We start from the raw sequence: 25,497 nt of genomic DNA, 5'->3' as shown, positions 1-25,497 counted from the left end.
GCCCCCAGGCCGCCCGGTTCCCCCGACCGGGCGGCCTGGTCCGTTCCCGGCCCCCGCTCCGCCCCGCCCCGCGCCGCCCCGCGCCGTGCCCCGCCCCGCGCCGGGTCCTGCCCCGCACCCGTCCGTGGCCTGCCCCGCCCGCGGCCCGGTGCTCCGCCGCCTCAGTCGGCGGGCGGCCACCCCGCGAGGCCGGAGTCCAGCAGCCCGAAGCCCGCCGTCACCGCCGCCTCCACCCGGGCCCGGACGGCGTCCACCGGTTCACCCGCCACCATGCCCCGCCGGATCTCCGCCAGCGCCGCGCGGTGCGCCCCGGAGATCGCGCCCGCCACCAGCCGGGGGAGCGGGTCGTCCGCCGCCGCCCCGGCCTCCTCGGCCAGCGCCGTCGCCAGCGCCCGCTCGGCGCGCTCGCCCAGGTCGAGCAGCCGCGCCCGGAGTGCCGGACTCTCCGCGATCAGCCGCCAGAACACCGCGGCCTGCGGGCTCAGCCCGTACGTCGGCTCGTCCGCGTCCAGCCCGGCCAGCAGGTCCGCCCGGACGGCGTCCACGGCGGAGCTGCCCGTCGGGCGTTCCCGCACCACCCGGGCGAGGTGGGCCTCCACCTCGGCCTGGCGGTCGAAGAAGAGGTCCTCCTTGGTCGGGAAGTAGTTGAACACCGTGTTGGGCGAGACCCCGGCGGCCCGGGCCACCTCGACCACGGTGACCTGCTCGAACCCGTGCTCGGCGAACAGCCCCATGGCGGTGTCGGCCAGCAGGGCGCGGGTCTGCCGCTTCTTCTCCTCGCGAAGTCCCATGCCGGAATCATAGTGCCGCACCAAACTTGGAGTCACTCCAAAAATTTCGGCTACGGTGGGGCCATGACCTTCACCTTCGGCATCTACCCCGGCGGCCTGCTCGGCGACGACACCGGCACGGTCGCGCCCGTCCGCCCCGACGACCCGGACCGGATCACCGCAGCGCTGCGCGAACTGCAGGGCGGGGCGCCCACCCTGCTGGTCCGCGCCTACCGCTCGCACCCCGAGGGGCCGGCCACCCCGCCCACCCCGGCCGGTCCGGAGCGGTACGCCGTCGAGGGCCGCCGGCTCGACCTGGTCCTCCAGTTCCGCGAGCCGGACGGGCGGTTGGACGGCTGGCTGGACTTCGTCCGGCGGACCGTCCGCACCGAGGGCCACCGGATCGGCGTGCTGCAGATCTGCGAGGAGCCGAACGCCGACTCGCCGGTGCTCGACGGCTCCGTCCCGAACGTCCGGCAGGCGCTGGTCCAAGGGGTGGTGGCGGCCAAGGAGGAGGCACTGGCCCGCGGCCTCGACCTCGCGGTGGGATTCAACGCCGTACTGAGCTTCGACCCGGCCGACACCTTCTGGGCGGACCTCGGCGCGATCGCCGACGAGCGGTTCCACCGCGCGCTCGACTACGTCGGGCTGGACTTCTTCCCCGACGTCTTCCGCCCCGTCCCGGCCGGGCGGCTCGCCGAGGTGGTCGCGGCGGTGCTCACCGGGTTCCGGCGGGAGACCGTCACCAGGGCCGGCATCGGCCCGTCGGTGCCGGTCCGGATCTGCGAGCACGGCTGGCCCACCGGACCGGACCGCTCCGAGGACCGCCAGGCCGAGGTGGTGGAGGAGGTGGTCCGGACGGTCGCCGGCCTCGCCGCCGAGCTGAACATCACCGGCTACGGGCACTTCGGCCTCCGGGACGCGGACAGCGCCGGGCCGGGCCTCTTCCACCACTTCGGCCTGCTCCGGGACGACTACACGCCCAAGCCGGCCTTCGGGGTCTACCGGCAGCTGATCGGCGAGCTGACGGCGGTCTGACGGCCGTCCGACGGCGGCCGGCCGGCGGCTGGACGGAGGCCCGACGGCGCCCCCGTGGACCGCCCGCTCCGGACGCGCCGACGGGCCGGTCTGGTCCAGCCGGACCCGACCGGCCCGGACCGGGAGCGGGCCGGGTCAGGTCACCTCGCCGCGGCGGGCGAAGCGCTCGTCCTTCCACTCGCCGCTCTCCAGCACCTCCGCCAGCTGCTGCGCCGCGTCCCACACGTCCGCGTGGGAGAGGTAGAGCGGGGTGAAGCCGAACCGCATCAGGTCCGGCGCCCGGAAGTCCCCGATCACGCCGCGCGCGATCAGCGCCTGCACCACCGGATAGCCGTCGGCGTGCCGCAGGGCGACCTGGCTGCCGCGCCGGGCGTGCTCCCGCGGGGTCGCCACCTCGACACCGTCCAGCCCCTCCACCAGTGCGATGAACAGGTCGGTCAGCGCCAGGCTCTTGGCCCGGACCGCGGCCGGGTCGACCCGCTCCCAGACGTCCAGCGAGGACTCCAGCGCGGCCTGGCCGAGCAGCGAGGGCGAGCTGGTCAGGAAGCGCCCGATGCCCTCCTTCGGCTCGTAGCCCGGCTCGAAGGCGAACGGACGGGCGTGCCCGAACCAGCCGCTCAGCGGCTGCTCGGGACCGGCCGCCAGGTGCCGGCCGGCCACGTACAGGAACGCCGGCGAGCCGGGGCCGCCGTTCAGGTACTTGTAGGTGCAGCCGACCGCGAAGTCCGCGCCGCTCGCGCCGAGTCCGACCGGCAGCGCGCCCACCGAGTGGCAGACGTCCCAGATCATCAGGGCCCCGGCGGCCTGCACCCGGGCGGTGATCCCCGGCATGTCCAGCAGCTCGCCGGTCCGGTAGTCGACGTGCGACAGGACGACGACGGCGACGTCCCCGTCCAGGTGGGCGTCCAGCGAGGCCGGGTCCACCAGCACGCTGCGGGCGCCGGGCACGAGCCCCGTCACGCCCTCGGCGATGTAGAGGTCGGTGGGGAAGGCCGCGCCGTCGCCGAGCACCGTCCGCCGGCCGGGGCGCAGCCGCAGCGCCGCCGTCAGCACCTTGAACAGGTTCACCGAGGTGGTGTCGCAGACCACCACCTCCTCCGGCGCCGCCCCGATCAGCGGGGCGATCCGCCGGCCCAGGCGGTACGGCTGCTCGAACCAGCCCGCGTCGTTCCAGCTGCGGATCAGCTCGCGGCCCCACTCCTCCTCGACCACCTGCCGCACCCGCTCGGGGGTGCGGACCGGGAGGACGCCGAGCGAGTTGCCGTCCAGGTAGACCACCCCCGGCGGGAGGGCGAACTCCCCGCGGAACGCGGCCAGCGGGTCGGCGGCGTCCAGCGCCGCGCACTCCTCGCGCGTGATCATGCCCAGCCTCTCGTTCGTCCTGCCGTTGTCGCCCGGTCGTCGTCGCCCGGTCGCGTCCCGTCCGGCGCGGTGCCGGACGGCTCCCCGCCGCCGCGGTGGTGCGGGCCGCTCCACCCCGTGTCGCCGGCCGGGCCCGTCACAGCCCGTCCCGGACGGTCCACAGCTCGGGGAAGACGTCCTGCTCGGCCGCGCGGCGCAGCCAGGTCAGACCGCTCGAACCGCCCGAGCCGGGCTTGGCGCCCATCGACCGCTTGACCGACGCGAGGTGGCGCTGGCGCCAGCGGGTCACCCGCTCGGCGACGTCCAGCAGCGTCTCGGCGAGCGGCAGCAGCCCGGCGAGCTCCGGCTCGGTGTAGACCCGCCGCCAGGCCGCCGCCACCGCCTCGTCGGCCTTGTACCGCTGGTCGGAGGGCTCGTGCGGCACCGCCAGGCCGCGCCGGGCCAGCAGCGCCAGCGCGTCGTCGTACAGGCCGGGGGAGTGCAGCGCGCCGGTCAGCTCGGCGAGCGTCTCCGGAGTGTCCTGGTACATCCGCAGCAGCGCGGCGTTCTTGTTGCCGATCAGGAACTCCAGGTGCAGGAAGGCCGCCGACTGGAAGCCCGAGGCCTCGCCGAACACCGAGCGGAAGCCGTTGAACTCCTGCGGGGTCAGCGTGGCCAGCAGGTCCCAGGACTCCACCAGCACGTCCTGCGCGTGCGTGCCCCGGCGGAGCGCGGCAAGCGCGGTCGGCAGGTCGTCCTCGCGCAGCGCCTCCTGGGCGAGCGTCCATTCGTGTCGCACCAGGTCGAAGAGCAGCTCCATCACCTGCGTGGTGACGATGAACGACAGCTCCGCCGGCACCTTGCTGCGCGGGTGCTGCAGGCTGTGCAGTTCCTCCAGCCGGGCGTAGCGGGCGTACGGGGTGCCCCGGCCCGGTTCCGCGCCCCGACCGAACGACAGGTTGGGTGTCTCCACCGTGTCGTGCCCCATGCCCCGATCCCTTCTGGTCCTGCGGCGACGGACATCCGGGTGTCCGACAGCCGGACGGCCGATTACCGGACGGGCCCGGAATTCGGGCCTGGTGCCCCGGACGTCGCCGCGGCCCCATTGTGCGGTGGCCCAGGCCCGCATTTGAATGGGCGGCGGGCACCGCAACCGCGACCGGGCCTGTCGTACGAGAGGTGTTTTCCCAATCCTCTTCACGATCGCAAAGCAGCGGGATCCAGCCACCCGAAACCGATCCGCGAGGAGCCGTGATGGACGCCGTAGACCGCCGTCTGCTGGCCGAGCTGCAGGCCGACGCCCGGCTCTCGTACAACGAACTCTCCCGCCGGGTGAGCCTCTCCGCACCCGCCGTGGCCGAGCGCGTCCGCCGACTGGAGGCCGACGGGGTGATCACCGGCTACCACGCGCACGTGGACCTGACCCGCTCCGGGCTGCCGATCACCGCGCTGGTGCAGATCCAGTGCTACGGCCCGCGCTGCGTGCTGCGCGACCCCGAGGTGGCCGGCTGGCCGGAGGTGCTCCAGCTGCACCGGGTGACCGGAGGGGCCTGCTGCGTCCTGCTGGTCGCGGTGCCGACGATGGCCGACTTCGAGGCGCTCACCGACCGTCTCGGCGCCTACGGCCAGCCGTCCAGTTCGATGATCCTGTCCAGCCCGGTGCCCTGGCGGCCGGTGGTGGCGCCGTGACCCGGCGGTGTGCGCCGCCCCGGCGGTGAACGGCGGGGCGGCGGGGGGAGTAGGTTCCTCGCCATGCCGAACGACCGTCACATCCTGCTGCTCCCGGGCAGCCTGCGCGCCGGCTCAGCCAACGAGACGGTGCTGCGCACGGCCGTCGCCGTCGCGCGCGTCACCGAGGGCGTCGCCGCCACCTACTACACCGGCCTGGCCGGGCTGCCGCACTTCAACCCGGACCTGGACACCGACCCGCTGCCGGAGCCGGTCACCGGGCTGCGGGCCGCGATCGAGGCCGCCGACGCCCTGCTGATCTGCACCCCCGAGTACGCGGGCACCCTGCCGGGCGCCTTCAAGAACCTGCTGGACTGGACGGTGGGTGGCGTCGAGATCGCGGAGAAGCCGGCCGCCTGGATCAACACCGCCGGGCCGGGCCGCGGCCTGGGCGCGGAGGAGGCGCTGCGCACCGTGCTCCGGTACACCGGGGCGACCGTGGTGGAGGAGGCCTGTGTGCGGGTGCCGCTGGCGCGCGGGGACGTCGGGGCGGACGGGCTGGTGGCCGACCCGCTGATGCGCGACCGGATCGGGGAGGTGCTCGTCCGGCTGGCTGCCGTCGGCTGAGCCCGGCCCCGACCCCCGGCCCCGGCCCCCCGGCCCCCCGGCCCCCCGGCCCGCTCCCGACGGGCGCGGGCCCGGGCCGGCCCTCCTGGCTCAGTGCCCTTCGGGCAGGTGCAGGCCCAGCCCGGCGAGTCCGTTCAGGAACAGTTCGACGCCGACCGCCGCCAGCAGCAGGCCGAGCAGCCGGGAGAGCACCTCCAGCGAGGTGCGGTGGGTGTGCTGCATCAGCGGGGCGAGGGCGGCCACGCAGAAGTAGTTGATCACCACGACCGCGAGGTACGCGCCGGCCACGGTGGTCCGCCAGCCCCAGTCGTCCTTGGTGAGCGAGCCGACCAGGACCGCGGTGACGGCGAGCGGGCTGGCGATGTAGGGCAGCAGCAGTTCACGGATGCCGTCCACCATCGGGTTGGTGAGGTGCTCGTCCTCCTCGTCCGCGCCGCTGCCCAGGTGGATGCCGAAGACCAGCGCCACCGCGTAGATGAAGAAGATCGTTCCACCGGCCAGCTGCAACGACTGGTCGCTGATGTGGAACAGCGAGGTGACCGGGTCGGCGCTGAAGGCGAGCACCACGCCGATCACCGCGGAGATGACCGTGCTCCAGGCGGCCAGCCGGCGCAGCTCCCGGGTGGAGCGGCTGCCGGCCAGCCGGGCGAACGACAGCAGGACCTTCGGAGGGCCGACGACGGCGAAGAAGGCGATGAAGGCGCTGCTCAGGTTGAAGACGAACATGTGCCAAGCATGGCCGCGGCGGTCATCGCGGTCCGGTCGCCACGCCCCCGGGGCGGGTGTGGCACGGCGCACGTCGGACCGGCTGCCCGTTCATTCCCGGTCGGGTTCGAATTCGCCCGGATGGCGGTCCCGGGTCGATCCGCGCGGCGCCTTCCGTTGCTATGGAAGCCGGATCATCCCTCCGCTGGTGGAACTCTGGAAGAGGATTCGACATGGCTCTGAACCGTATCGACCTGGGCCTGCTGGCCCTGCGCAGTGCCGTCGGCGGGGTGCTGATCGCCCACGGCACCCAGAAGCTGTTCGGCTGGTTCGGCGGCGGCGGCCTGGACGGCACCGAGAAGGCGATGGAGGCGATGGGCTTCCATCCGGCCCGGCAGAGCGCGCTGGCGGCCGGGCTCGGCGAGGCGGGCGGCGGTGCGCTGCTGGTCGTCGGCCTGGCGACCCCCGCGGCCGGCGCCGTGGTGGCCGGCACCATGGCCGGCGCGGTCTCCGTGCACGCCCCGGCCGGGTTCTTCATGACCTCCGGCGGCTACGAGTACCCGGCCTTCCTGGGGGCGGCCGGGCTGGCGCTGGGCCTGGCCGGCCCCGGCCGGTACTCGCTGGACCACCTGACCGGGCACGTCTTCAACCGGCCGGGGGTCGGGGTGCTGGCCTTCGTCGGCAGCGCCGCCTCGGCGTACGGGGTGGTGGCCCGGCGCCGGCACGTCGTCCGGCTGCAGGAGGAGCGGGCGGCGGTGGAGGCGCAGCAGCAGGACGGCGCGGGGCTGTCCTGAGCGCCGGCCGGTCGTCGGCCGCGGCCGGCCGCAGGCGTCCGTCACCGTCCGTCACCGCCTGGGGCCGTCCGGGGCCGTCCGGGGTCGTCCGGGGCCGCCGGTGGGCGCCGCGGGCCGCCGCCGGGTGCCTCCCCGGACGCCCCGGGCGGGCCCCGGAGAGTCCCCGGGGGCTCCGGAGGATGCTCACCCGAACGCATCAGTCCTGCTGGCAGGCCCGGTCAGGTCCCCGGAGGGTGGGCGGGAGGCGTGCCGGGCCCCCGGCGCCCGCCAGAATCGAGGACCCCGATGGATCGCCAGCCGCTCAGCCGCACCGCGGCTCCGTCCCCCCGGACCGATGTCCGGCCCGGGCCGACCGCGGTGAACCGGGCCGCCCCGCCCCGGTTCACCGCGCAGGACCACGCCGCCCCCGTCATCCGCCGGCCCCGCCGCGCGCTGGCCGCCGCCCTGGGCGCGGTCCTGCTCGGCGGGGCCGCGCTGGCCGGCTGCTCCTCGGACTCCTCGCCGAGCAGCGCGGTCTCCTCGGCCGCCGCAGCGGTGGGCTCGGGCCTAGAGGGTGCGGCCTCGGCCGCCGCCTCGGCGGCGGGTTCGGCGCTGGCCTCGGCGGCCGGCGGGCTCTCCTCGGCCGCGGCGTCGGTCGCGGGCGGGGTCTCCTCGTCCGTGGCGTCGGCGGCCGCGTCGGCGGAGGCCGCGGCCTCCTCGGCGATCTCCGGGATCAAGGGCGGCCTGGACGCGAAGGGGGACGTGGCACTGGGTGCGGTGACCACCACCTCGGACGGCAAGGCCGAGGTGCCGCTCACCGTGACCAACCACGAGCAGCAGGCGAACCGGTACGTGGTCCAGGTCAACTTCACCGACGACTCCGGCAACGTGCTGGACGCGACGGTGGTCAACGTCCCGGACGTCGCCGCCGGGCAGAGCGCCCAGGCGACGGCGCGCAGCAACCGGGACCTCACGGGTTCGGTCAAGGCCGTAGTTGCCAATGCCGTCCGGTACTGAGGCCCCGCCGCCCGGTACCGCCCGCCCGCCCCGGCCCGCCCGCCCCCGCTGACCCGCAGGTCAGCGGGGGCTTCCGGCTGCACGGGGAACCTTAACGGCGGCTCAAGCCTCAACATCACCCCTTGACGGGGTAGTTGGTCTAGTCCATTTTAGTGCCCAGGTGCAGGGAGCCCCTGAACCGGCGTCAACGGTTCGCCGCTGGCGCCGGTTCGGCATATCCCGGCGTCCGTCAAGGCATGTTTCCGCTCGATTCCCCATCCCGTTCTGTCATGTCCTGGTCGTGCGGCCCCACCCCGTACGAGCGAACCGGGCCGGACGGAATCCCCCACGACCAGGAGTCACGCACCCATGCTCCGTTCACGCATCGAAAGGGCCGGGGCCCCGGTTCAGGAGGGCGGCCGTCGTCGGCGGTCCAAGAGCCTGACCGCGATCGCCGCCGGCACCACGGCCTCCCTGCTGCTCGGCGCGGGCCTCGCCCTCTCCGGCGGCACCGCGGCCAACGCCGCCGTCACCAACTCCACCGGCGCGCCCGCCACCAGCGGCGGCATCAAGGTGGCCTACTTCGACCAGTGGTCGATCTACGCGAACGCGTACTACCCCAAGACGATCCAGGACACCGGCGTGGCCGGGAAGCTGGACTACCTGATCTACTCGTTCGCCAACATCCACCCGACCAACCTCTCCTGTTTCCAGGCCACCAAGGCGGCCAACCAGGACGACAACAACCCGAACGCCGGTGACGGCGCGGGTGACGCGTTCGCGGACTACCAGAAGAGCTTCGGTCCGGACATCGCGGTGGACGGCGTCGGCGACGCCTGGGGCCAGCCGATCGCGGGCAACTTCAACCAGCTGAAGAAGCTGAAGGCGAAGAACCCCAACCTCAAGATCCTGATCTCGCTGGGCGGCTGGACCTACTCCAAGTACTTCTCGGCGGCGGCCGCCACGGACGCCTCCCGCAAGAAGCTGGTCTCGTCCTGCATCGACATGTTCATCAAGGGCAACCTGCCGGTCGACGCCGGCTACGGCGGCCCGGGCTCGGCGGCCGGCATCTTCGACGGCATCGACATCGACTGGGAGTACCCGGGCGGCGGCGGCCACACCGGCAACCTGGAGAGCCCGAACGACAAGCAGAACTTCACCCTGCTGCTGAAGGAGCTGCGCGAGCAGCTCGACGCGCAGGGCAAGGCCGACGGCAAGACCTACGCCACCGCGGCGGCGGTCGGCGCCGGCCAGGACAAGATCCGGAACGTCGAGACCGACAAGATCGGCCAGTACCTGACGTTCCTGGACATCATGACCTACGACATGCACGGTGCCTGGGACGCCAAGGGCCCGACCAACCACCAGGCCCCGATCTACTCCGGCCCGGACGACCCGATGACCCCGGCCAAGCCGGGCAACGGCAAGTACTCGGTCGACGCGGCGATCAAGGCGTACACCGCGGGTGACCCGGAGTACGGCATCCCCGGCGGCTTCCCCGCCAAGAAGATCAACGTGGGTGTGCCGTTCTACTACCGCGGCTGGACCGGCGTCCAGAACAACGGCAAGAACGGCCTCTTCCAGCCCGCCACCGGCCCGGCCGCCGGTGCCGCGCTCTCGGGCAACGTCCCCGGCATCCAGATGTACAAGGAGCTGACCGGCTTCGTCGACAACCCGGCGAAGACCTTCTGGGACGACACCGCGAAGACCACGTACTTCTACGACGGTTCGACGTTCTGGACGGGTGAGGACGCCCGCTCGATCCAGGCGAAGATCGACTACGCCCACTGCAACGGCCTCGGCGGCTCCTTCGCCTTCTCGCTGTACGACCTGGGCACCAAGACCGCGCTGTTCGACAAGATGGTCGAGGCCACCAACGGTTCCGCCGCGGCCTGCCCGGCCGCGCCGACCACGCCGCCCACCACGCCTCCGACCACCCCGCCGACCACGCCGCCCACGACGCCGCCGACGACTCCTCCGACGACGCCGCCGACCACCCCGCCGACCACCCCGGCCGGTTGCGCCGCGGCCCCGAGCTGGGACTCGGCCACCACCTACGCGACCCCGACCAAGGTCTCCTGGAAGGGCCGCTACTACACCAACAAGTGGTGGACCAAGGGCGACGACCCGTCGCTGGCCGGCCAGTGGGGCGTCTGGACCGACAACGGCCCCTGCTGAACCCCGCCGCCCGGACGTCCGGGCGACTGAGCACCTGAGGGCCTGACGGACCCTCGCACCGCACCGCAGTACCGAGCAGTCCGGCCCGCCGGGGGAGTCTCCCCGGCGGGCCGGACTGTCGTCGTTCGGCGGGCCGTCAGCCCAGGTCGGTGGCGCGGCCGAGGGTGTCCGGCCGGCTCTCCTCGATCCGTCGCAGCATCCGGGCCAGCATCCCGGAGAGGACGGTGCGGTCCTCGCCCACGACGTCCTGGAGCAGTTCCTCCTCGAAGACGGCGGCCATCCGCATCGACTCCAGCCACTTGTCGCGGCCGAGGTCGGTGAGCTCGATGATCACCCGGACCCGGTTGGCCTCGTCCCGCTCCCGGGTGACCAGCCCCTCGGTGACCATCCGGTCGATCCGGTGGGTCATCGCGGCCGGCGTCAGCCCGAGCCGCTTGGCCAGCTCGCCGGGCCCCAGCTGGTACGGGCTCCCGGAGACGACGAGCGCCTTGAGCACCTCCCACTCGGCGGAGGTGATTCCGAGCACAGTGAGCTGCCGGTCGTAGGCGACGGTCATCCGCCGGGCGACCCGGGAGAGCGTCTGCACGATGGTCTCCACCTGCGGGTCCACGGTGGGGAATTCCCGCTGGTAGACGGCCACCTGCTCGGCGATGCCGAGCTCGCGGTCGGTGGCCGGCGCGGGCTTCTCTGCAGTCATGCGGACCAGTGTCCCATGAGAGGTGCACTCCTTAAGCCTTTGACTCAGCACTCTTCCAGTGCTAAGACTTTAGGGTCAAACTTTAGCTCTTAAGTCTTCCGGTCTTAAGAGTATCCGGTGAAACTCAACGAGTCCTTGACGGATCTCAACGAAGGGGTGTGCACGGTGACCGGCACGGTGAAGCAGCAGAGGCAGCAGCGGAGCGGGGCGGGCGGCCCGCTGCGCCGCGTCCAGATCGGCAACGCGCTCAGCGCGTTCGGCAGTGGGTTCACGATGCCGTACATGTTCGTGTACGTGGACCAGGTGCGGGGGCTGGGCTCGCTGGCCGCAGGGATGGTGTTCACCGTCTTCGCGCTGGCCGCGCTCGCCGTGCTGCCGTTCACCGGCCGCGGCATCGACCGGTACGGCCCGCGCCCGGTGCTGCTCGCCGGCGCCGCGCTCGCCGCCACCGGCGCGTTCGCCTTCGGGCACGCCACCGACACCCCGGCCCTGCTGGTGTCCTCCTTCCTGTTCGGCGCGGGTGTCACCACCTGCCAGCCGGCGCTCGCCACGATGATCGTCCGCTGCTCGACGGCCGCGACCCGGGCGCACGCCTTCGCGCTGCAGTTCACCCTGGTCAACCTGGGCATGGGCATCGGCGCACTGGTCGGCGGGCAGATCGTGGACGTCGCCGACCCGGCCAGCCTGACCCGGCTCTTCACCATCGAGGCCGCGACCTTCCTCGGCCTCGCCCTGGTGACCGGCAGCGCCCGGATCCCGAACGCCGCGCCGGTGCTCGTCCAGGAGAAGAACGACGCCCCGCAGGGCCTGCGCGCCCTGGTCGCCGACAAGGCCATGCTCCGGCTCTGCCTGCTCGCCGGGCTGATCTTCTTCACCTGCTACGGCCAGTTCGAGTCCGGCGTCGCGGCCTTCGCCACCGACACCGTCGGCACCGCGCCCTCCACCCTGGGCATCGCCATCGGCGCCAACGCGCTGACCATCGTGGTGCTCCAGATGTTCATGGTGCGGATCACCGCCCGCCGCCGGCGCACCACCGCCATGGCCGCCGCCGGGGTGGTCTGGCTGGGCGCCTGGGGGATGGCCCTGGTCGCCGGTCTGATCCGGACCGAGGCGATGGCCGCCACGGTCGCGATCGTCTCGATCTACGCCCTGTTCGGCGTCGGCGAGTCGCTGCTCGCCCCCACCCTGGGCCCGATCGTCGCGGACCTCGCCCCGGCCCGGCTGCTCGGCACCTACAACGCCGGCTACGCCCTGGTGAAGCAGATCGCGATCGCCGTCGGCCCGGCCGTGGGCGTGCTGCTGGTCGGCTCCGGCACCTGGCCGCTCTACCTGGCGGCGATGGCCGGCTGCACCGTGCTGATCGTGGTGATGGCGCTGCGCCTGCGGCCGTACCTCACCGCGGCCCAGGACAACGCGGCCCCGGCCGTGGTCCGCACGCCGGTGCCGGTGGTCCGGGAGCTCCAGACCGCCGCGTGAGGCCGGAGCGTGCGGCCGTCCGCCGGGTGGTGGGACGGATGTGCGAAAACGGGCGCCGGGCCGGGATCGTGCAGGTCACCTGGACGGCGCCCGTCGCGCTTGGCTTCGCGACCACCGGCACATAGTGTCAGTGGCTGTTGACCGCCCGGCCCCGGCCGGCACAGGCGAGACAGGCGAAATCGGCGAGGCTATGACGCAAGTGGCGCTCACGCACCCACCCGCACCACCAGCCCCCGCAGCCCCGGAACCGGGACGGCGGGGGCTGCTGCGCAGAGCGGCCGACCGGGCCGACTGGCTCGGGCCGATCGGTGTGGCGCTCTTCGCCGGACTGCTGCGGTTCTGGAACCTCGGCTACCCCAACGCCTTCGTCTTCGACGAGACCTACTACCCCAAGGACGCCTGGTCGCTGCTCCGGCAGGGCTACGAGGGCACCTGGCCGGAGAACTCCAACACCGAGATCCTGGCCGTCCCGCAGCACATCCCGCTCACGCAGGCCCCCGAGTTCATCGCCCACCCGCCGCTCGGCAAGTGGGTCATCGCCCTCGGCGAGTGGGGCTTCGGCCTGCACCCCTTCGGCTGGCGGTTCATGACCACCCTGCTCGGCACCGTCTCGGTGCTGATGCTGGCCCGGATCGGCCGCCGGCTGTTCGGCTCCACCCTGATCGGCTGCACCGCGGCCCTGCTGATGGCGGTGGACGGCCTCCACCTGGTGATGAGCCGGATCGGCCTGCTGGACGGCGTCCAGATGTTCTTCGTGCTCGCCGCCTTCGGCGCGCTGCTGGTCGACCGCGACCACGCCCGGGCCCGGCTGGCCACCGTCCGCGACGGCTACGGCGGCGACACCGTCCGGCTCGGCCTGCGCCCGTGGCGGATCGCCGCCGGGGTGTTCCTCGGCGCCGCCTGCGGGGTCAAGTGGAACGGCGCCATGGTGCTCGCCGCCTTCGGCCTGCTCACCGTCCTCTGGGACCAGTCCGGCCGCCGCTGGGCCGGGGCACGCCGCCCCTGGCGCTCGATGCTCCGCCGGGACGCGCTGCCCGCCTTCCTCGCCACGGTCGGCGCCGCGTTCGTCGTCTACGTCGGGGGTTGGGCCGGCTGGCTGTTCACCGGCGGCGGGAAGGGCGGCACCGGCGGCGGCTTCGACCGGCACTGGGCCGACGACCGGGCCGGCCTCTCCCCGGACAGCTTCCTCGGCATCCCGCTGCCGCAGGTCCCGCTGAGCTGGGTGCCGGCGCCGCTGCGCAGCCTCTGGCACTACCACTCGCAGATGTACGACTTCAACACCGGCCTGAGCACGCCGCACACCTACCAGTCCAACCCGTTCAGCTGGCTGGTCCAGGGCCGCCCGGTCTCCATGTACTGGGAGCAGGCCCCCGAGGGGCAGCACGGCTGCACCGCGTCCGGCGGCTGCGCGGTGCAGATCCTCGGCCTGGGCACCCCGCTGCTCTGGTGGGCGGCCTGCTTCGCGCTCCTCTACCTGCTGTGGCGCTGGTTCTTCCGCCGCGACTGGCGGTCGGGCGCCGTGCTCTGCGGCGTCGCCGGCGTCTACCTGCCCTGGTTCCAGTACCAGGAGCGGACCGTCTTCTCCTTCTACATGGTGGTGCTCGTCCCCTTCCTCTGCCTGGCCGTCGCACAGATGCTCGGAGCGATGCTCGGGCCGGAGGGCTGCACACCCGAGCGGCGCCGGATCGGCGCGGCCGGGGCCGGGCTGATCGTGCTGGCGATCATGGCCTGCTTCGCCTTCTTCTACCCGCTGTACACGGCGGAGGTGATCCCGATGACGTCCTGGCAGGACCGGATGTGGTTCACCAGCTGGGTCTGACCCGTGGCGGCGTCGGCGGCCGCGCAGGACCAGTTGCTGCCGGTCACCCCGGCGCTCGGGGCGGTCACCGCGCTGCTGCTGGCCGCCGCCGTCGCGGTCGCCGGGTGGGGCCGGCTCGGGTACGGGCACGCCGTGCTCCGGGCCGGGCTGCGCGCGGTGGTGCAGCTGGCCGTCGTCGCCCTGGTGATCACCTGGGTGGTCGGCTCGCTCTGGTGGTCGGCGCTCTTCGTGCTGCTGATGTTCGCGGTCGCGGTACGGACCGCGGGGCAGCGGATGGCGGGCGGGGGGCCGTCGTCGGGCGGGAAGTCGCCGGGCGGGGTGGGGCGTGCGGGCGCGGTGGGGCGTGCGGGCGGGCGGTGGACGGGGCGCCGGCGCGGGCACGCCCGGGCGTGGGCGGCCGTGCCGATCGGGGCCGGGGTGCTGCCGGTGCTCGCACTGCTGCTGGCCGGCGGACTCCTGCCGCCGAAGGGCCTCTCCGTCATCCCGGTCGCCGGCATCCTGATCGGCGGCGCGCTCACCGCCACCTCGCTCTCCGGCCGGCGCGCCCTGGACGAGCTGCGGCAGCGGCACGGCGAGGTGGAGGCGGCGCTGGCACTCGGTTTCGAGGCACGGGACGCCCGGCTGGAGATCTGCCGCACCGCCGCCGCGACCTCGCTCGTCCCGGCGCTCGACCAGACCCGGACGGTGGGCCTGGTCACCCTGCCCGGCGCCTTCGTCGGCATGCTGCTCGGCGGGGCGTCGCCGGTCCAGGCGGGCGCGGTGCAGCTGTTCGTGCTGGTCGGGCTGCTGGTGGTGGAGGCGGTGGCGGTCGTGGCGGTGCTGGAGCTGGTCGGCCGGGGGCTCGTCCGCGCCGGACGGCCGGGTGAGGGCATCGGGTAGGGTGGGGGCGTTGAAGGGGAGTAGCCCTCCACCGGACCGTCGACATACTGGCCCCCACGGGGCCCGGCGCCCGGGGCACCGCTCGTGAAGGGGTGCCGGCGAGACCTTCGGCCGCAGTGCTGTGATTTTCCAACCAGTGCTGTCGGGCCGAAGCGTCCCCTGGCGGAGCCGCGAGGTCCGGCGGCCCGAACCGAGGGATACCGAACCCCCGATGAGCCTGACCGTCGCCGCGATCACCTTCGGCATCGTCTTCCTGTCCGAACTGCCGGACAAGACCGCCCTGGCCAGTCTGATGCTCGGCGCCAAGTACCGCGCGAGCTACGTCTTCGCCGGCATCGCCGCCGCCTTCGCCCTCCAGGTCGGCATCGCCCTGGTCGCCGGGCACCTGCTCTCGCTGCTGCCGCACCGCTGGGTGGAGGGCGTCACCGGCGTGCTGTTCCTGGCCGGCGCGGCGATGCTGCTCTTCCACGGCGGGGACGACGAGGACGGGCACGCGGCCAAGGAGCCGTCCGCCAACAACTTCTGGAAGGTGGCCGGGGCCAGCTTCGTGGTCGTGGCGATCGCCGAGTTCGGCGACCTCACCCAGATCATGACCGCCAACCTGGCCGCCAAGTACGCCGACCCGCTCGCGGTGGGCCTGGGCGCCTGGCTGGCGCTCTGCGCCGTCGCGGGCATCGCGATCCTGGGCGGGCAGAAGCTGCTGAAGCACGTCCCGATGAAGATGATCATCCGGGTGGCGGCGGGTGTGATGGTGCTGATGGCGGGGTTCAGCATCTTCCAGGCGGTCACCGGCTGACGGCCGGGCGGGCCCGACCAGGACGCACCGGGCGGTTCGGCAGTGCCTGCCGGGCCGCCCGGGCGCGTTGTGCGCGGCCGCTTCGCGTCGGCGGTGCACCCGGACGGCGGGACCGTAGCCGGACGGCGGGCCGTCCGGGGCGGGGTGGCGGGCCCGCTTTCAGCAGCCGGTGCGCTTCGCCAGGGCGGCGGCCGTGTTGGGTCCGTAGACCCCGGTCGCGTCGCCCTGGACGCCCTGCACCACCTGGAAGTAGGCGACGGAGCTCTCCGTGCGGCGGTCGTAGTTGCCGTTCTTCGGGACGTTCATCCAGCACAGGACGACGGCCAGCTTCTGCTGCAGCGTGAGGACGTCCGGCCCGTTCATCCCGTACTGCAGGGCCTGGAAGGTGGGCGTCGGCGTCGGGGTGGCCGTCGCGGTGGGCGTGGGGGCCGGGGTCGGCGTCGCCGTCGGGGCGGGCGTGGGTGCCTCGGCGGAGGGGCTCGGCGCCGGGGCCACCGGGTCGGGGGTCGGCGCCGGCACCGGGGGAGCGGCGACCGGGGGCGGCGTGGTCTGCGCGGGCGGCGCGGTGGTGGCCGTCGACCGGGTCGGGCTCGGCTTGGTGGTCGTCCGGGTCGGGCTCGGGGAGTCGCTGGTGGGCGCCGGCGCGCTCGGGCTCGGCTGGGCCGGGGTGGTCGGGTCCACCGGTGCGGGCGCCAGCGTCGTGGTCAGGACGGGATCCGCCCGGCGCTCCGGCTCGGCGGAGGGCGTCACCGCGTACGCGATGCCGACGGTGACGGCCAGCAGAGCGGCGCCGGCCGCGATCAGCAGCCCCTTGCGGCGGGCGAACAGGCCCGCCTCGTCCTGCTCCGCCGCGCGGCGGGCGGCCCGGCCGCCGGGGGCGGGCGCGGCGTCGCCCGGCGCGGGGGCGTGGGTGAACGGGAAGACGCCGAGTTCGCCGTCCGCGGGCGCGGCGGGGGCGGTGGGTCCGGCGGGAGCCGGGGGCCCGGTGGGCGCGGCCGGGGTGCCGGGCCCGGCCGCTGCTTCGGGCGGGAAGCCCTCGGTCGGCGGCGCGGCGTACGGCTGCTGCTGCTGGAACTGCGGCTGGAACTGCTGCTGGGGCTGCTGGGGCTGCGACTGCGGCTGCGGGGGGAACTGGGGGGCCGAGGCGATGGGCGGGAGCACCGTGGTCGCGTAGGCGTCCGCGTCGGGCCCCAGGGGCGGTGCCGCCGGGGGCTGGACCGGAGGCCGGTGCGACGGCGCCTGCGGCACGGGGGACTGCGGTACGGGGGGTTGCGGCCCGGGCCCCGGGGGATGGGCGGCCGGCGGAAGCAGGGTGGTGGCGAACGGGTCACCGGCGGCCGCCGCGGCCGCTGCGGAGGCCCCGGCCTGCGGTGCGTCCGAGACCTGCCCGACCGCCTGCGGCACGTACGGGCGGACCAGCGGCGGGCCCTCCATGTGCGGGAGGACGGCCGTCTCGTCGAGGGCGGGATCCGGGAGGCACCTGCACCCGGCGGAGCGCGCGGTGCCGCACGTCGGGCAGTGCTGGTCCGGCATCGGCCGGCCCTCCTCGGTTTCTCGCTCGGTCTCCCGGACTCGGACTCGTGTTCCAGGTGGCGGACGGGCCTGATTATGCAGGACGTCCCTGAGACGGGACAGGGGCGTCCGGCCCGGTGTGGGGGCCTTGTGCCGGTTGGTGCCGGTTGGGACTTGATGAACGGTCGGTGTGGCGGGCCCGGCGTCCGGATGTCGGTCGTCCGTCGGTTCCTCTTACGTTCGGCTCAACTGAACGGAGCAAAACCGGGCATTTCTGACAGCATGGTGAATCGGGAGTGATCATCCGACCGGTGCCCCGGGCTCTTCGGGCTGCCGCGACCGCCGACATCGCTACGGAGACGCCATGACGGACCCGATCGCCGCGCCCGACCGAGGTCCCGGCCGAGGCCCCGACCGGAGTCCGGTGGGCGAGCCGGGCCCTCCGCAGGCCACCGCCTCCAACCTCTGGGTACCGATCGGCGCCCTGCTGCTGGCGATGCTCCTCGCCGCACTCGACCAGACCATCGTCTCCACCGCCCTGCCCACCATCGTGAGCGACCTCGGCGGCCTCGAACACCTCTCCTGGGTGGTCACCGCCTACATGCTGGCCTCCACCGCGGCCACCCCGCTCTGGGGCAAGCTCGGCGACATGTACGGCCGGAAGGTCTTCTTCCAGGCCTCCATCGTGATCTTCCTGCTGGGCTCGGTGCTCTGCGGAATCGCCCAGAACATGGGCGAGCTGATCGCCTTCCGCGCCATCCAGGGGCTGGGCGGCGGCGGCCTGATGGTGCTCTCCCAGGCCATCGTCGGCGACCTGGTCGCCCCCCGGGACCGCGGGAAGTACCAGGGCCTCTTCGGCGCGGTCTTCGGCGTCACCAGCGTGCTCGGACCGCTGCTCGGCGGCCTGTTCGTCGACAACCTCAGCTGGCGCTGGGTCTTCTACATCAACCTGCCGATCGGCGTGGTCGCCCTCGTGGTGATCGCCACCGTGCTGCACGGGACGGAGGTGAGGCGGAGTCACCGGATCGACTACCTGGGCACCGTGCTGATCGCCTCCGTCGCGACCTGCCTGGTGCTGATGACCTCCCTCGGCGGCACCACCTGGGCGTGGAGCTCGTGGCAGATCGTCGGCCTGGGCGTGCTCGGCGTCGTGCTGCTGGTCGCGTTCGTCCTGGCCGAGCGGGCGGCCGCCGAACCCGTCCTGCCGCTGCGCCTCTTCCGCTCCCGGACGTTCAGCCTGGTGGCCGTCATCTCCTTCGTCGTCGGCTTCGCGATGTTCGGCGCGCTGACCTACCTGCCCACCTTCCTCCAGGTGGTCATGCAGGTCTCGCCCACCATGTCCGGCATCCACATGCTGCCGATGGTGCTCGGCATGCTCGCCACCTCGATCGGCTCCGGCCAGATCGTGGCCCGCACCGGTCACTACCGGGCCTTCCCGATCGCCGGGACGGCCGTCACCACCGTCGGCCTGCTGCTGCTCTCCCTGCTGGACGAGAACAGCAGCACCTTCGAGATGAGCTGCTACTTCCTGGTCTTCGGCCTCGGGCTGGGCCTGGTGATGCAGGTCCTGGTGCTGATCGTGCAGAACTCGGTGGGGTACGAGGACCTGGGCGTCGCCACCGCCGGCGCCACCTTCTTCCGCTCGATCGGCGCCTCCTTCGGCGTCTCCGTCTTCGGCACGGTCTTCGCGTCCGGGCTGAACGACCGGCTGGCGACGGCCCTGGCGGGGGTCGCCCTGCCACCCGGCTTCAGCGCCGGCGCGATCACCTCGGACCCGCGGGTCATCAGCGGCCTGCCGCCCGACACGCAGGCCGACGTCTACCACGCGTACGCGGAGTCGATCACCAGGGTCTTCCTCTACGCGGTGCCGGTCGCGGTGGTGGCGTTCGTGCTGTCGCTGTTCCTGAAGGAGCAGAAGCTGCGGACCACCGTGACCGCACCCGACCTCAGCGAGTCGATCGGCCTCAACCCGGTCGAGCGGTCCTCGCTGGACGAGATCAGCCGGGCCCTGTCGGTGCTGAGCAGTCGCGAGGCCCGGCGCGACCTGTTCAAGCGGATCACCGCCACCGCCGGGCTCGACCTCAAGCCCGCGTCCAGCTGGCTGCTCCTCCAGATGTACCACCACGGCTCCGTCGAGCCGGCCGAACTGGCGGAACGGCGGATCGTCCCGTTCGCGGTGGTGGAGGAGGCGGTGCGGGAGGTCGAGGGCAACGGCCTGGCCGCCCGCACCGGCGGCCTCCCGCTGCGGCTCACCGAACCGGGCGAGGAGGTGGCGCTCAAGCTGGTCGCCGCTCGCCGGGAGCAGCTCGCGGACCTGCTCGGCGACTGGGACGAGAAGCAGTTCGACGACCTCGCCGAGCTGCTCACCAGGCTCTCGTCGGCGCTCTGCGCGGACCGCCGCGACCGGCCCGACCCGGTCGGGCACGAGCTGCCGTACCACGGGGAGGGGCGCTCCTTCTGACGCCCGCTCCGCTACCGGCTCCCTCCGGCACCCGGGAGCGGGCCCGTCGCTGGGCCCGTCGTTGGGCCCGTCACTGGGCCCCGAACCAGCGCGGGGTGTCCAGCCGGAAGGGGTCCCCCGGGGCGAGGGTCCGCAGGTCGGACTCCAGTGCGCGCAGCCGGTCCTCACCGAGCGTGGCGGACCACTGGGCACGCAGCTCGTCGAAGATCCGGGCGGAGCGGATCAGGCAGTCGACGCCGCGGGGGGTCAGCCGGACCACCTTGCGCCGGGCGTCGGCCGGGTCGGTGCCGCGCTCGACGTAGCCGAGCTGTTCGAGGTGCTCGACGGTCTTGCCGGCGGCCTGCTTGGAGACGCCGAGACGGCGCCCGAGCTCGACGGCGGTGGTGCCGTCCGGCCCGATCGCCTGGAAGACGAACCCGTGCATCGGCCGGAGGTCCGGGTGGCCTTCGCGGGCAATGCGCTCGTGCAGCTCGTCGATGATCACCCGGAAGCCGAGCAGCAGACGGAGCGGCAGCTCGTAGCCGGGCTGCGGCGGGTACGGGTCCTGCTCCCTTGACACGATCGACAACCTCATTGACTATATGGACAACGTGATTGTCCATTCTAGGGGAGCTCGCTCTTGTCCGTCATCCGCAGCACCGAAGCCCGTCGCACCGAGACGCCCAACGCCGTCATGACCACGTACGCCTCGCCCACCCAGGGAGGCACGGGCCTGGCCCTCTGGCGGGTCGAGATGGCCCCGGGCCGCTCGGGCCCCCGGCACGCCATGGACACCGAGCAGGTGTGGACCTTCCTCGCCGGCTCCGCCGCCGTCGACCTGGCGGGCGAGACGCTGACGGTGGCCACCGGCGACACCCTCGTCCTCCCGCCGGACGTCCCCCGGCAGATGCGGTCCGAGGACGGCTTCACCGCCGTCGTCGCCTCCCCGGCCCCGTCCCAGGCCGTCAACCCGGAGACCGGCGACCGCGTCACCCCGTCCTGGACCGCCTGACCTGCGGCGGTGCGGGGGTGTGAGGTGTAGCAGACTGCCTTCTCAGTGAACAGGGCCCGCGGGCGACCTGGTGTCGGGCGCGGGCGAACGAGGAGGTACGGCGTGTCCGTCGTCAAGATCAACGTCCTGACCGTCCCCGCTGAGCAGCGGGAGGTGCTGGAGAAGCGCTTCGCCGCCCGGGCCGGTGCGGTGGAGAACTCGGACGGCTTCGAGTACTTCGAGCTGCTCCGCCCGGTCGAGGGCACCGACCAGTACCTCGTCTACACCCGCTGGCGCGACGAGGAGTCCTTCCAGGCCTGGCTGGCCGGCCCCATGCAGGCCGCCCACCGCCAGGGCCCGCCGGCCGCTGAGGGCGAGGCCCCGCAGCGCCCGGCCGCCACCGGCTCCACCCTGTGGTCCTTCGACGTGGTGCAGTCGACGGGCCCGAAGGCCTGAGGCTTCGTGTATCAATGGTGCGCCCCGGACGGATCCCGTCCGGGGCGCACCGTTGAGGCTGCCCAGACGCCGGTCCAAGGCGTACTCTCCGACTAGGCGTGACACCGTCGGGGAGCGATCATGAGTGAACTGTCGGCAGAGATGACGACCGGCGAGCGGATCAGGTTCTATCGGGAGCGGTTGGGCCTCAGCCGCGCCGTACTGTCGGGCCTGGTCGGGCGGTCCGAGAGCTGGCTCAAGAAGATCGAGCACGGTGAGCGGGACGTTCGCAACCTGGCGATACTGGTCCGTCTGGCTCAGGTCCTGCGTCTTGACGACGTGGGTGCGCTCACCGGAACGCCGGGGATTGTCTCGGCGGGGGCCTGGGAGAAGTTCTCGCACGCCTCGGTTCCAGCGCTGCGAGAGGCCGTTCACGCGGGCACCTTCCGGCGCCCGAACGATCTACCGACGACGGTGGACGAGTTGGCCGGACGGGTCCGACAGACTTGGGTGCTCTGGCATACCTCGCCGCACCAGCGGACGCAGGTCGGTGCGTTGCTGCCCGAGCTGTTGCTGACCTGCCATGCGACGGTGCGGGGGCGGATGGGCGACGAACGTCGCCAGGCGCAGCGAATCCTGGTCGAGGCCTATGCCTTGGCGCAAATGTATGCGGCTCACGTGACCGAGCCGGAGCTCTACTGGGTGCTTGTCGACCGTGCCCGGATGGCGGCCGAGGAATCCGACGATCCGGTGATGCTGTCCTTCTCGGCATGGATCGCCGCGAACGGGCTTGCCAGCAGCGGTCATTCGGACGAGTGCCTTCGGCTGTTGGCTGATGCGGCCGACTCGCTCCGGCCGCTGATCGAGGACGGCTCGGAGTTCCTCCGGGCCACGTTCGGTTCTGTCGCTCTGAAGGCCGCGATGACGTGCGCCGAGGACGGCCGCGAAGGGGATGCCTGGCGCTGGTTCGGGGAGGCTGAGAGGACTGCTCAACTCGCGCCTGGCTACTGGCATCCGTGGACGGTGTTTGGCGTGGGAAATGTGGCCGTCCACGGTGTCACGATCGGTGTCGAGCTGAAGACGCCGGGCGCCGCCCTTCGGCGCGTCGCTGAGGTGGATCCCGTGGACATCCCGAGCGTCGAGCGGAGGTCCCGCCTGTTCGTGGACGCGGCTCGGTCGGAGTACGCGCGCCGTGAACCGGCGGGTGCGCTTCACTACTTGAGGCGGGCCTACGACGTCTCCCCCGAAGGTGTGCGGTATGTGCCCGCAGGACGCTCCCTGGTGATCGAGCTCGCGCGCACGACAAAGGGCCCGCTTCGCGGCGATGCGGTCGCTCTCGCAGAGGCGGTGGGTGTGGCGGCCTGAAGATCGCCAACAAGGTGCCCCAGTTAGGGGCCACTCGCTCCGTGAAGGGCCCGTAGCGTCCAGTGACGATGCGGGTTCTTCGGCGTAAGGGAGCGGTTATGGCCAGGCGAGGGCAGCGGGCGGCGGACGCCCCTTTGGTGGCGTCGTCGGGGTGGAATCCCCTGGACGACTACCGGGCGGCGCGGCGGAACCCGGGGTACGGGGCCGTCGGCGAACTGTTGCAGCGGGAGGCGATCCTCGCCCACTGCTCGTGCCGGCGGTGCCTGGCGCGGCGGGCGGGCTCGTGACGGCCGCGGGCGCCGATCCGTGGGCCGACGCCCGCGCCACGCCGCAGCGGGAGCGGGCTCGTTCGATCCGGGCGGTGGTCGACGGGGACGAGCCCCGTCCCGTGGAGGGGTGCTCCGAGTGTGCCCGGCTGGACCGGCGAATGGCCCGCGCACAGCGGGCGTTCGACTACTCCGGGGTGGTCGATGCCCGCGTCCTCCTGCGTCGTCACCACGCAAGCGCGCACCGGTGACGGGTCACCGCCGGCGCTCCGGCGAACCTCAGTCGCAGCCCCTTCGGGACCCTGGTCGGCTCCTCTCCGCCTGCGCGGTCTCCGTCGCGGGCGTCGTCGTGATCGCGGTGATGCTGCTGGCGATCTGCTGCGCACCGTAGTAGGGCTCCGACCTCACATCCTCGACCGGGCGACAATCGCAAGGGATTCCACAGATGAACTGGGACTGCTTGACCGACAGCCTTCGGAAGTCCGGGGCACTGTCCGCCGATTGGGAGGGCACCTTTCGCGCCCTGCCGCGTCGGCTGTTCGTGCCCGACTCCTTCCAGCATCGGGGCAGGTGGATCAATCGGATCGAACATCCGGTCCAGTGGTACGAGTTGGTCGGATCCGACCTCCCGCTCGTCTCCCGTGCGGACGGCGAGGACGGGACGACGCCCGTGTCATCCAGCCCGATGCCCGCGGTGGTCGCACGGATGCTTCGGCATCTCGATGTCGCGGACGGCATGCGGGTGTTGGACGTCGGCACGGGCGCCGGCTGGACGGCCGGGATGCTCGCCCACCGGCTCGGGGCGGACCGGGTGGTCACGGTCGAGCTCGACCGTGACCGGGCGAACGAAGCGCGCCGCCGTCTGCTCGTCAATCGGCTCCCGGTCAAGGTGGTTGCCGACGACGGCATGCTCGGCCACCCGCAGGCCGCCCCGTACGACCGGATCCACGTCGCGGCGGCGGTGCAACGCGTGCCGATCGCCCTGATCGAACAAGCGGTGCCCGGCGGACTCATCGTGATCCCGTACGCCACGCCGTTCTGCAACGGCGGGTTGTTGAAGCTGACCGTCGCCGACGACGGACGATCCGCCGGCGGGCCGTTCGTCGAGGAGGCCGCGTTCATGTGGGCGCGGGAACAGCGGCCGGAGGGAGGCGAGTTCGCGATCGACGGCGTTCGCCACGGACCGTCCGAGCTGGATCCCGCTGTCGTGGCCGACCATGCCGCCGCCGCGTTCGCGATCGGTGTGAGGTTGTCGGGCCGGCTGTGCAGGCGCGAGGTGTCGGCAGGCTACGACCGCCTCGGGACCGGCCGCCTGGAGATCTCGGACGGACTGTCGTACGCGCACTGCCGCTTCGCCGACTGGGGCGCGCGGCATGCGGTGTCGCAGGCCGGGCCCCGGAACCTGTGGGACGAGGTGACCGCGGCCCATGCGTGGTGGCAACGGCAGGGAGGGCCGGGGCTCACCCGGTTCGGCCTGACCGTCACGGTCGAGGGAGAGCACCGGGTGTGGCTCGACGATCCGGGCCGGGTGGTCGGCTAGAAGAGTCTCCCGGATCTGCTCCGGTCCGCCGTGGAGTCGGGGGTGAGCCAGTGGGGCGCGTCGTCCGGTGTCGGAGTGCGCCGGGGTGAGTGCGCGTGCGCCGCCCGATCGGGTGATCCGAACGGGGTTTCCGTGGTGTTCTGCTGGACTAGCGTGATCATTGCGCTCAGCAGAAGCGTTCAAAGGAAAGCCCCGGCGGTGCGCCAACACCCCGGGGAATGACACCAGGAGAGATAGAGCCTCCACGATGCAGATCAATCGTATCCCCAAGCACGCGCCCGGATACACGATCCTCGACAACGGGCATGTCGTGCGGAAGCACTCGCTCAGCTGGGCGGCCCGCGGGCTGCTCGGGTACCTCCTCAGCCTGCCCGACGGCGCTCGGGAGGACGTCCGGACGCTGGCCGCGAAGAGCGTCGAGGGCCGCGCGACGGTGGCCCGGGCGTTGCGCGAGCTGGAGGAGGCCGGGCACTACGTCCGCCGGACCCTGCGCGATCCCCTCACGGGCCAGGTCCGGACGGTGGTCTCGGTGCATGAAGTCCCGGTGGCGGGCAAGGCGGTTCACACGCTGCCGCCGCTTCCCGCACCCCCGGCCGCCGGGCCGCCCGGAGCCGGTGCGGCAGGCGCCGGGAGGGCGGGAAGCCCTTCCTTGAAGGTAAGGATGATGAGGCAGAAGGAAGTCGGGAAACCTTCCGTCCCTCCGTCCGGGGTGATGAGGCCGGTTGCGCCACCGCCACGGATGACCGAGGGCCTGAATCTGCTGATCGAACTCGGACGTCGGGAGCCGCGGTTGGCGTTGGCCGGCAAGCCGTTGGCGGACCAGGCCGCCCGGGTGGAGGGCCTGCTGGCGGGAGGCTGGGCACCGGACGTCCTGGCGGGGATCCTGTCCGCCCCGCTGCCGGAGAAGGTCACCCGCAGCGTGGGGGCGATCCTCGCCGCCCGCCTGCTGGGGGTGCCGCCGGTTCCGTCGGCCCCGCTGGTCTCGCCCGTCCCGTCGGAGCGCCCGGTCCCGTCGTCGGGAGGGGGGACGGGTGCTGCGGTGGCCGTGGTCCCGCGTCAGGGGCGGCACCACGAGTGTGCCGGGCGGGACGGCATGTGCGGGCGCCACGTGGTGGCGGCCGGGAGGCTCTGCACCGGGTGTCGTGATTCCCGGTAGCCAGGGGGCGGGTTCGTGGGACGGCGGGG

The 25,497-nt window shown here is 73.1% G+C and carries 23 protein-coding genes; 16 read left to right on the top strand and 7 right to left on the bottom strand.

The window, feature by feature from the left end; genetic code table 11:
* Positions 1-161 precede the first annotated feature (161 nt).
* Entirely contained in the window at positions 162-791 is a 630-nt protein-coding gene (locus tag AC067J_RS02605) for a TetR/AcrR family transcriptional regulator (RefSeq protein WP_478296119.1), read from the bottom strand.
* A 63-nt stretch (positions 792-854) separates the two neighbouring features.
* Between AC067J_RS02605 and AC067J_RS02600 the strand changes: the two genes are divergently transcribed.
* Positions 855-1,808: a hypothetical protein gene (locus AC067J_RS02600; RefSeq protein WP_478296118.1), complete on the top strand. Its 954-nt coding sequence runs from the start codon at positions 855-857 to the stop codon at positions 1,806-1,808.
* Between the two features lie 135 nt (positions 1,809-1,943).
* Here AC067J_RS02600 and kynU read toward each other — a convergent pair whose 3' ends face one another.
* Complete coding sequence (gene kynU / locus AC067J_RS02595) at positions 1,944-3,170, bottom strand: kynureninase (RefSeq protein ID WP_478296117.1); 1,227 nt, start codon at positions 3,168-3,170, stop codon at positions 1,944-1,946.
* A 136-nt stretch (positions 3,171-3,306) separates the two neighbouring features.
* On the bottom strand, positions 3,307-4,137 hold the full coding sequence (locus AC067J_RS02590) for a tryptophan 2,3-dioxygenase (RefSeq protein ID WP_478296116.1): 831 nt from the start codon (positions 4,135-4,137) through the stop codon (positions 3,307-3,309).
* A gap of 266 nt (positions 4,138-4,403) precedes the next feature.
* Here AC067J_RS02590 and AC067J_RS02585 point away from each other — a divergent pair, with 266 nt between their 5' ends.
* Together AC067J_RS02585 and AC067J_RS02580 are read left to right on the top strand one after the other, a co-directional pair.
* The gene (locus AC067J_RS02585) at positions 4,404-4,838 is read left to right on the top strand and encodes an Lrp/AsnC family transcriptional regulator (protein ID WP_478296115.1); all 435 of its coding nucleotides are present in this window, start codon (positions 4,404-4,406) and stop codon (positions 4,836-4,838) included.
* Between the two features lie 63 nt (positions 4,839-4,901).
* Positions 4,902-5,444: an NADPH-dependent FMN reductase gene (locus tag AC067J_RS02580; RefSeq protein ID WP_478296114.1), complete on the top strand. Its 543-nt coding sequence runs from the start codon at positions 4,902-4,904 to the stop codon at positions 5,442-5,444.
* 90 nt (positions 5,445-5,534) lie between these two features.
* Here AC067J_RS02580 and AC067J_RS02575 read toward each other — a convergent pair whose 3' ends face one another.
* Positions 5,535-6,170, bottom strand: a complete 636-nt coding sequence (locus AC067J_RS02575) for a MarC family protein (protein ID WP_478296113.1) — start codon at positions 6,168-6,170, stop codon at positions 5,535-5,537.
* 212 nt (positions 6,171-6,382) lie between these two features.
* On the opposite strand from AC067J_RS02575, the gene AC067J_RS02570 reads away from it, so the two are divergent.
* From AC067J_RS02570 to AC067J_RS02560, 3 genes are all read left to right on the top strand, one after another.
* Positions 6,383-6,943: a DoxX family protein gene (locus AC067J_RS02570; protein ID WP_478296112.1), complete on the top strand. Its 561-nt coding sequence runs from the start codon at positions 6,383-6,385 to the stop codon at positions 6,941-6,943.
* A gap of 285 nt (positions 6,944-7,228) precedes the next feature.
* Positions 7,229-7,939: an FxLYD domain-containing protein gene (locus AC067J_RS02565; protein WP_478296111.1), complete on the top strand. Its 711-nt coding sequence runs from the start codon at positions 7,229-7,231 to the stop codon at positions 7,937-7,939.
* Positions 7,940-8,287: 348 nt separating this feature from the next.
* A complete protein-coding gene (locus AC067J_RS02560; protein ID WP_478296110.1) occupies positions 8,288-10,096 on the top strand; it encodes a glycosyl hydrolase family 18 protein in 1,809 nt (602 codons plus the stop codon).
* Positions 10,097-10,232: 136 nt separating this feature from the next.
* Here AC067J_RS02560 and AC067J_RS02555 read toward each other — a convergent pair whose 3' ends face one another.
* Entirely contained in the window at positions 10,233-10,793 is a 561-nt protein-coding gene (locus AC067J_RS02555) for a MarR family winged helix-turn-helix transcriptional regulator (protein WP_478296109.1), read from the bottom strand.
* A gap of 177 nt (positions 10,794-10,970) precedes the next feature.
* On the opposite strand from AC067J_RS02555, the gene AC067J_RS02550 reads away from it, so the two are divergent.
* From AC067J_RS02550 to AC067J_RS02535, 4 genes are all read left to right on the top strand, one after another.
* Positions 10,971-12,269, top strand: a complete 1,299-nt coding sequence (locus AC067J_RS02550) for an MFS transporter (protein WP_478296108.1) — start codon at positions 10,971-10,973, stop codon at positions 12,267-12,269.
* Between the two features lie 190 nt (positions 12,270-12,459).
* Entirely contained in the window at positions 12,460-14,088 is a 1,629-nt protein-coding gene (locus tag AC067J_RS02545; protein WP_478296107.1) for a dolichyl-phosphate-mannose--protein mannosyltransferase, read from the top strand.
* A 3-nt stretch (positions 14,089-14,091) separates the two neighbouring features.
* Positions 14,092-14,967: an ABC transporter permease gene (locus tag AC067J_RS02540; RefSeq protein WP_478296106.1), complete on the top strand. Its 876-nt coding sequence runs from the start codon at positions 14,092-14,094 to the stop codon at positions 14,965-14,967.
* 211 nt (positions 14,968-15,178) lie between these two features.
* Positions 15,179-15,763: a TMEM165/GDT1 family protein gene (locus AC067J_RS02535; RefSeq protein WP_478296105.1), complete on the top strand. Its 585-nt coding sequence runs from the start codon at positions 15,179-15,181 to the stop codon at positions 15,761-15,763.
* Positions 15,764-15,922: 159 nt separating this feature from the next.
* Here the strand turns inward: AC067J_RS02535 and AC067J_RS02530 are convergent, their stop codons facing one another.
* Positions 15,923-17,296 carry a peptidoglycan-binding domain-containing protein gene (locus tag AC067J_RS02530; protein ID WP_478296104.1) on the bottom strand — a complete coding sequence of 458 codons (1,374 nt, stop codon included), beginning with the start codon at positions 17,294-17,296 and terminating at the stop codon, positions 15,923-15,925.
* Between the two features lie 343 nt (positions 17,297-17,639).
* On the opposite strand from AC067J_RS02530, the gene AC067J_RS02525 reads away from it, so the two are divergent.
* A complete protein-coding gene (locus tag AC067J_RS02525) occupies positions 17,640-19,736 on the top strand; it encodes an MDR family MFS transporter (protein WP_478296103.1) in 2,097 nt (698 codons plus the stop codon).
* A 70-nt stretch (positions 19,737-19,806) separates the two neighbouring features.
* On the opposite strand, the gene AC067J_RS02520 is transcribed toward AC067J_RS02525, so the two are convergent.
* The gene (locus tag AC067J_RS02520) at positions 19,807-20,295 is read right to left on the bottom strand and encodes a MarR family winged helix-turn-helix transcriptional regulator (protein WP_478296102.1); all 489 of its coding nucleotides are present in this window, start codon (positions 20,293-20,295) and stop codon (positions 19,807-19,809) included.
* Positions 20,296-20,355: 60 nt separating this feature from the next.
* Here AC067J_RS02520 and AC067J_RS02515 point away from each other — a divergent pair, with 60 nt between their 5' ends.
* The 5 genes from AC067J_RS02515 to AC067J_RS02495 all read left to right on the top strand — a co-directional run bounded on the left by AC067J_RS02515 (position 20,356) and on the right by AC067J_RS02495 (position 25,468).
* Entirely contained in the window at positions 20,356-20,727 is a 372-nt protein-coding gene (locus AC067J_RS02515; protein ID WP_478296101.1) for a cupin domain-containing protein, read from the top strand.
* A 102-nt stretch (positions 20,728-20,829) separates the two neighbouring features.
* On the top strand, positions 20,830-21,162 hold the full coding sequence (locus tag AC067J_RS02510) for an antibiotic biosynthesis monooxygenase family protein (RefSeq protein ID WP_478296100.1): 333 nt from the start codon (positions 20,830-20,832) through the stop codon (positions 21,160-21,162).
* 120 nt (positions 21,163-21,282) lie between these two features.
* Positions 21,283-22,506 (top strand): helix-turn-helix domain-containing protein, encoded by a 1,224-nt coding sequence (locus AC067J_RS02505; RefSeq protein ID WP_478296099.1) that lies wholly within the window; start codon positions 21,283-21,285, stop codon positions 22,504-22,506.
* Positions 22,507-23,217: 711 nt separating this feature from the next.
* Positions 23,218-24,312 (top strand): methyltransferase domain-containing protein, encoded by a 1,095-nt coding sequence (locus tag AC067J_RS02500; RefSeq protein WP_478296098.1) that lies wholly within the window; start codon positions 23,218-23,220, stop codon positions 24,310-24,312.
* Positions 24,313-24,559: 247 nt separating this feature from the next.
* Positions 24,560-25,468 carry a helix-turn-helix domain-containing protein gene (locus tag AC067J_RS02495; protein ID WP_478296097.1) on the top strand — a complete coding sequence of 303 codons (909 nt, stop codon included), beginning with the start codon at positions 24,560-24,562 and terminating at the stop codon, positions 25,466-25,468.
* Positions 25,469-25,497: the final 29 nt, after the last annotated feature.

The organism is Kitasatospora sp. NPDC042419 (genome assembly GCF_056437345.1).
This window is presented reverse-complemented; position numbering and strand designations above follow the sequence as displayed.

Coding starts and splice junctions, on each gene's coding strand:
- kynU (WP_478296117.1), bottom strand. CDS start 3,170: ATGATCACGCGCGAGGAGTGCGCGGCGCTGGACGCCGCCGACCCGCTG.
- AC067J_RS02505 (WP_478296099.1), top strand. CDS start 21,283: ATGAGTGAACTGTCGGCAGAGATGACGACCGGCGAGCGGATCAGGTTC.
- AC067J_RS02600 (WP_478296118.1), top strand. CDS start 855: ATGACCTTCACCTTCGGCATCTACCCCGGCGGCCTGCTCGGCGACGAC.
- AC067J_RS02555 (WP_478296109.1), bottom strand. CDS start 10,793: ATGACTGCAGAGAAGCCCGCGCCGGCCACCGACCGCGAGCTCGGCATC.
- AC067J_RS02525 (WP_478296103.1), top strand. CDS start 17,640: ATGACGGACCCGATCGCCGCGCCCGACCGAGGTCCCGGCCGAGGCCCC.
- AC067J_RS02580 (WP_478296114.1), top strand. CDS start 4,902: ATGCCGAACGACCGTCACATCCTGCTGCTCCCGGGCAGCCTGCGCGCC.
- AC067J_RS02575 (WP_478296113.1), bottom strand. CDS start 6,170: ATGTTCGTCTTCAACCTGAGCAGCGCCTTCATCGCCTTCTTCGCCGTC.
- AC067J_RS02530 (WP_478296104.1), bottom strand. CDS start 17,296: ATGCCGGACCAGCACTGCCCGACGTGCGGCACCGCGCGCTCCGCCGGG.
- AC067J_RS02495 (WP_478296097.1), top strand. CDS start 24,560: ATGCAGATCAATCGTATCCCCAAGCACGCGCCCGGATACACGATCCTC.
- AC067J_RS02500 (WP_478296098.1), top strand. CDS start 23,218: ATGAACTGGGACTGCTTGACCGACAGCCTTCGGAAGTCCGGGGCACTG.
- AC067J_RS02590 (WP_478296116.1), bottom strand. CDS start 4,137: ATGGGGCACGACACGGTGGAGACACCCAACCTGTCGTTCGGTCGGGGC.
- AC067J_RS02565 (WP_478296111.1), top strand. CDS start 7,229: ATGGATCGCCAGCCGCTCAGCCGCACCGCGGCTCCGTCCCCCCGGACC.
- AC067J_RS02570 (WP_478296112.1), top strand. CDS start 6,383: ATGGCTCTGAACCGTATCGACCTGGGCCTGCTGGCCCTGCGCAGTGCC.
- AC067J_RS02560 (WP_478296110.1), top strand. CDS start 8,288: ATGCTCCGTTCACGCATCGAAAGGGCCGGGGCCCCGGTTCAGGAGGGC.
- AC067J_RS02585 (WP_478296115.1), top strand. CDS start 4,404: ATGGACGCCGTAGACCGCCGTCTGCTGGCCGAGCTGCAGGCCGACGCC.
- AC067J_RS02535 (WP_478296105.1), top strand. CDS start 15,179: ATGAGCCTGACCGTCGCCGCGATCACCTTCGGCATCGTCTTCCTGTCC.
- AC067J_RS02545 (WP_478296107.1), top strand. CDS start 12,460: ATGACGCAAGTGGCGCTCACGCACCCACCCGCACCACCAGCCCCCGCA.
- AC067J_RS02605 (WP_478296119.1), bottom strand. CDS start 791: ATGGGACTTCGCGAGGAGAAGAAGCGGCAGACCCGCGCCCTGCTGGCC.